The organism is Actinomadura sp. SCN-SB (genome assembly GCF_043906805.1).
Taxonomy (GTDB): domain Bacteria; phylum Actinomycetota; class Actinomycetes; order Streptosporangiales; family Streptosporangiaceae; genus Spirillospora.
Genome location: NZ_JBIMPP010000089.1, coordinates 23,124 through 29,171 on the forward strand (window position 1 = coordinate 23,124; position 6,048 = coordinate 29,171).

Here is a 6,048-nt window from a genome sequence, read left to right on the forward strand (position 1 = left end):
GGTCAGTTACCACCCGTACCGGACGTCGGGTTGCGGTTGCCCGGCTGGAGGCCGGCGCCGGGACCGCCCTGGTCGCCGCCCTGACCGCCTTGCCCGTTCTGCCCGTTGCCCGGCGGCGGGCTCTGCGATCCGGCGCCAGGTGTCGGCGAGTCCTCCGGCGGCGGAGGCGTGGACTGGCCGCCGGCGGACGGGAGCCTGGTGCCCTCGGGGATCAGCGCGACCGCGATCGCCCCGGCCGAGGCGGCCTGGGCCACCTGCGGCGCCTCGGAGGGCGCCACCGCCACGTCCACGCTCGTCTGGTCGCCGCGCAGCCGGTTGGAGTCGACCGCGCCCTGCGACATCCCGACGACGATCGCGTCCGCCGACAGCAGCGTGCCCGCGCGGGGCCCGCCGCCGGTGCCGCCGCCGACCGCGTACAGGCTGACGCGCTTGCCGGTCTGGAGGCCGCGCGCGGGGAACTGGCCGGGTTTGAGCGCGAGCCCGACCACGACCCGTCCCTTGGCGGCGTCGTTGGTGCGGCTCACCATCGCGTTGGTGAGCAGCGCGCCCGGCACCAGCGGGACGGCGGCGTAGGTGCGGATGACCTCGCCGCGCTCCGACCAGTTGATGTAGTAGTCGGCACCGGTATCGCTGACCTGCACCTCTTCGAGGGCGCTGAGCGGGATCGGCTGCCCGGCCGCGACCGGCTGCGCGATCCGGATCGCCGACACCCGCTGGCCGCTGGCCATCACCAGGTACGCGCTGGTCAGCGCGCCGCCGAGGATGAGCAGCACGGCGAGCGCGGCCAGGGCCGGCTTGCGCTCGCGCGGCGCCACCGGAAGCCGTTGCCCGCCCGAGGCGCCCAGCCCGGACCGGCCGAGCCCGTCCGCGCCGCCCTGGCCGGGCGGGGTGGTCGCCACGCCGCCCGAGACGGCCGACTGGTTGGACTTCATCGCACTGCCCACGAACTCCCTTCCGCCCCCGCAGGCACTCGCCTCTGCGCGATCCCCGCTGTATCGGGCGATCCATGCTTGCGGTGCCGGAGAGGCCGCGTCAATGGATTCGCGAAGGTCCGCCTCGGCCGTCACCCCCCGCACGCCGTTGACCAGGGGGTACGGCGACCACTTCCGTTCTTACGGAACGTCACGGAAATCACTGACAGGGTTGTTGAATTCTTCGTTGTCACGTTCGTTCCGTCACAGGAGTGCTCTGCCGTCACATCAGTTCGGAACCGGCCTCCCGGGCGCGGCGGCGCGGCACGGTGGAAAACGTCGATGCCGCCCGCCGCCGGGGCCCGGTCCGCATAATGAGCCGTGACCCGGGCGGGGCGACAGGAGGGCATGCATGCGGATCTCGCTCACGGCGCTGACCGGCCGCGGGCCCAGGGATGTCGTGATCGACGTCGGTTCCGAGGCGACCGTCGGCGGTGTCGCCCGGTCCCTTTTCGCCGCTTTGGACGGCAAAGGTGGAAACTCGTCACCGAACCCGCGGTCAGAACCCTTGAAGCCGCGCTTTTCGAAGGACGGCCTTTCCCGGCTCGCGGCGGAGCGCGCCATCGCGAACGGCGCCGAGCAGCGGCCGCTCTGGGTGGAAGGCCGGATGCTGGACCCGCAGGCAAGGGCCGTACGGGAACTGCGGGACGGCGCGGTCGTCGCCGTGGAGCAGCGCGCCGCCGCGGCGACCGTCCTCGCCGAGCCGACCGGCCTGGTGGAGGTACGGGTGGTGTCGGGCCCCGCGGCGGGATCGGTGCACCGGCTCGGCTTGGGCACCGCCACGCTCGGCTCGGGTGACGGGGTGGACATCATGGTCGCCGACCCCGGTGTCCCCGCCCGCTCTCTGCGCGTCACCGTGGGACGCGAGACGGTGGAGGTCGAGCCGTCCGCGCGTACGGCCGGTTCCGGGGCGCTGCTGGACGGGCGGCCGTTCACGTCCATCACTCCCTGGCCGGTCGGCGGCATGCTGGCGGTCGGGTCGAGCATCCTCACGCTCGCGCCGAGCGCCGCCGCCGACACGCATCTGGAGCCGCTGCCCGAGGGCGGTCTGGCGTTCAACCGCCCGCCCCGCCTGAACCCCGCCGGGCGGGCGCGCCGCCTGGAGGTGCCCAAGCGTCCCGAACGCAATCCGCGTGAGCGGCTGCGCCTGTTCGGAGCACTGCTCTTCTCCGCGTTCGGACTGGTCATGGCGTTCGGTATGGGGCAGTGGTGGTGGGCGCTGTTCGCGCTGGCCTGGCCGGTGATGACGGTCGGCGAGTGGGTCGCCGACCGGATCCACGGCCGCACGTCGTACAAGAAGGCGCTCAAGGAGTACCGGCGCAAGGCGGCGGAGTTCGGCGGCCGGCTGGAGCGGCTGCGCCAGGAGGACCAAGCCGAACGCCGCGCCGCGCACCCCGACCCGGCCGAGGTCCTGCTCACCGCGACCGGACCACGGCGTCGCCTATGGGAACGTCGCATGGGAGACGGCGACACACTGCACCTGCGCCTCGGCCTCACCGACATGCCCGCGCGCATAGAACTCGTGGGCGGCGGCCCCACGGGCGATCCCGATCATGACGAGGTTCAGGTCCCCACGGCGCATCTCGTGCCGGTCGCGCTGCCTCTTCCAGAGCTGGGCGTCATCGGCCTAACGGGGCCGCGGCATGCCTCGCGCGCGCTTGCGCGATGGCTGGTCGCCCAGGCCGCCGTACTACACAGCCCGCGCGACCTGGCCATCGTCGTCCTCAGCTCGGGCGCGGAGGCCGGGGACGAGTGGAACTGGGTGCGCTGGCTGCCGCACTGCGCGCCACGCGAAGGCGAAGAGTGCATGGCCCTGGTCGGCACCGACCCCGAGTCCGTCGCGCACCGCATCACCGAACTCGCCATGCGGGTGACGGAACGCCGTCGGACCGCCAATGCCGCGTCCGGTTTCCTGGGGCAGGGCAAGCCCCCCGAGGCGGTGCCGTACAACGTCCTGGTCGTCCTGGACGGGGCCCGCGCGCTGCGCCGCATGCCGGGCATGCCCATGCTGCTCTCGCGCGGCCCCGAGTACGGGGTGTACGCGATCTGCGTGGACGACGAAGAGCGCCTCCTGCCCGAGGAGTGCACGGCCGTCGCCGCCTGGGAACCCGGCAGCGACGTCACGCTGCGCCTGCGCGGGCAGGGACTCGACGTGCTGGGATCCGTCCTGGCCGACCAGGTGTCCCCCGCGTGGACCGACCGCGTCGCACGCGCACTCGCCCCCGTCCGGGACGTGTCGCGTGAGGACGCCGCAGAGGCCATCCCGTCCCATGTCCGGCTCCTGGACCTGCTGAACATGTCCGAGCCCACCGCGGAGCACGTGCTGGGCTCCTGGGCCCGTACGGGGGGACGCACCACGCGTGTGCCCGTCGGCGTGAGCACTGACGGCACCCACTTCATCGACCTGCGCGCCGATGGCCCCCACGGGCTCATCGCGGGGACCACGGGCGCGGGCAAGTCCGAGCTGTTGCAGACCCTCATCGCGTCCCTCGCCGTGGCGAACCGCCCGGACGAGATGACGTTCGTCCTCATCGACTACAAGGGCGGTGCCGCGTTCAAGGACTGCGCCCGGCTGCCCCACACCGTCGGCATGGTGACCGACCTGGACGGCCACGCCACCGAGAGAGCACTTGAGTCGCTGTCGGCCGAGCTGCGCCGCCGCGAGGAGATGCTGCTGGAGGCAGGTGCCAAGGACATCGACGACTACAACGACCTGCGCGCCTCCAATGAGACCTTGGGGTCGATGCCGCGTCTCGTCCTGGTCATCGACGAGTTCGCCGCCATGGTGGCGGAGCTGCCCGACTTCGTCGCGGGCCTGGTGGACATCGGGCGGCGAGGACGTTCGCTAGGAGTGCACCTCATCCTGGCCACGCAACGCCCTGCCGGGGTCGTCACCGCGGACATACGAGCCAACACCAACCTGCGTATCGCGCTGCGCGTCACCGACCCTGACGAGTCCACGGACGTCCTGGACTCCCCTGAGGCGGCGCAGATTTCCAAGGCGATCCCTGGGCGGTGCTACGTGCGTTCGGGTGCCTCCGAGCTGCACGCCATGCAGTCGGCCCGCGTAGGGGGACGTCGTCCCGGCGCGGTAGTGGAAGAGCGCCCCACCGTCCTGCCCATGCCATGGCAGGGCCTGGGGCACCCGCTGCCTTCACCGCGCGAACCCGCCGACGACACGATGGTCACGGACCTGGCCGTCCTCGTCCAGGCGGTCGACGAAGCCGCCCGGCGTGCCGGTATAGGGCGCCAGCCATCCCCTTGGCTCACCCCACTGCCCGAGCAGGTGCGGCTAGAGCCGCGCACGGCCGCAGGTGGGTCAGTCGTGGACGTACCGGCCATCACCTTCGGCATAACCGACCTCCCCGCCGCGCAGAGCCGCGAACCCCTGATCCTCGACATCGCCAACGGCGGCCACCTCTACGTGGCGGGCTCGGCCCAATCGGGCCGTTCCACCGCGCTGCGCACCATCGCCGGTTCCTTGGCGGGAGCGTGCTCGCCGTACGACGTCCATCTGTACGCCATCGACTGCGGCGCCAACGCGCTCGTCCCCCTGGTGGCGCTCCCCCACTGCGGTGCCGTGGTGACGCGCGACCAGATCGACCGCTGCGAACGCCTGCTGACCGCGCTGTCCTCCGAGGTCGCCCGCCGCCAGCAGCTCCTGGCCGAGGCGGGCTTCGCGTCCCTCAACGAGCAGCGCGCCGCCGTGGCCGCCACCGACCGGCTCCCCTGGATGGTTCTGCTGCTCGACCGCTGGGAGGGCTTCCTGGGGGCGTTCGAGCACTACGACTACGGTCGTCTGGTGGACGCCATCCTGCGCCTTCTGCGGGAGGGCGCGTCCGTGGGCCTGCGCGCCGTCTTCACCGGCGACCGTTCCGGGCTCACCGGCCAGGTCTCCACAGTCTTCGACCGCCGTCTCATCCTGCGCATGTCCGACCCCAACGACTACGGGTACGCGGGCATCCAGGAGAGGCAGCTCCCCGCCGCGATGCCGCCGGGCCGCGCCTTGGAGATCTCGTCACCGGGGCAACCTTTGCGCGAATCGCAGATCGGCCTGCTCAGCGACGATCCGTCCGGCACGTCCCAGATATCGGCGCTCCAGGAGATAGCCCGCTCCTGCGTCACCCGCTACGGGCGCCTCCCACGCAGGCAACGCCCCATCCGCGTAGACGAACTGCCGGTCCGCGTGACCTATCGCGAGGCGATGGCGCTGGACCCCGACTTCCTCGCCCCCTCCGCCCTTTGGGCCCTGGTAGGCGTAGGCGGAGACACCCTGACCCCCATCGGGATCGACCTTCTCAACGAGGGCCCGGGCTTCGTGGTCGCCGGCCCACCCCGTTCCGGACGCTCCACCACACTCCGCACGATCGTGCACTCCCTCCTGGACCCGGCCGTCGCCGGTGGCCTCGTCCCCGTAGTCCTCATCACGCCACGCCGCTCCCCCTTGCGCACACTCGCGGGACGCCCGGGCGTTCTCGGCGTTCTCACGTCCGACTCCACGCCCGACGACCTCCTCGACACCCTCGGCGGCGAACACCGCTACGCGGTGGTGGTCGACGACGCCGAACTGCTGGACGAGACCGACCTGGACGACGCCCTGTGCGACATCCTCCGCAGCGCCCGCGACGGCGAGCACGCGGTCGTCATCGGCGGCACCACACAGGACCTGGGACGCGGCTACCGGGGCTTCCTCTCCGACACCCGCCGCTCCCGTTCCGGCGTCCTGCTGTCCGTCGACTCCCCGGACGACGGCGACCTCTTCGGCCTCCGCCTCCCCCGCAACGCGTCCCTGGCGGGCCCCACCGGCCGCGGCCTCTTCGTCGCCACGGGCACCACCACCGGAATCCAGGTCGCCCTCCCACCCACCGAAAACCATATTGATCAGTGATCTTCTGACTTGCCTGACCTGCATTTTTGTTGACAACCAGTCAAACACCCACCGACCTCGCACATGGCCGGATCCGGCCAGCACTTCCCGCCTCTGAAACAATTCCCGGTGCCCGTCGTATACCGGAGTGAATCACGCGATCGGTGAACCCCGCCTTGCACCGAACATCACACGACGAGAAGGCGGAAC

General features: G+C 71.7%; 2 protein-coding genes. One reads left to right on the forward strand and one right to left on the reverse strand.

The features are described from left to right. Positions 1-2 precede the first annotated feature (2 nt). Positions 3-944, reverse strand: a complete 942-nt coding sequence (locus ACGWYJ_RS35170) for a hypothetical protein (RefSeq protein WP_395110890.1) — start codon at positions 942-944, stop codon at positions 3-5. 535 nt (positions 945-1,479) lie between these two features. Between ACGWYJ_RS35170 and ACGWYJ_RS35175 the strand changes: the two genes are divergently transcribed. Continuing rightward, complete coding sequence (locus ACGWYJ_RS35175; protein WP_395110891.1) at positions 1,480-5,859, forward strand: FtsK/SpoIIIE domain-containing protein; 4,380 nt, start codon at positions 1,480-1,482, stop codon at positions 5,857-5,859. Positions 5,860-6,048: the final 189 nt, after the last annotated feature.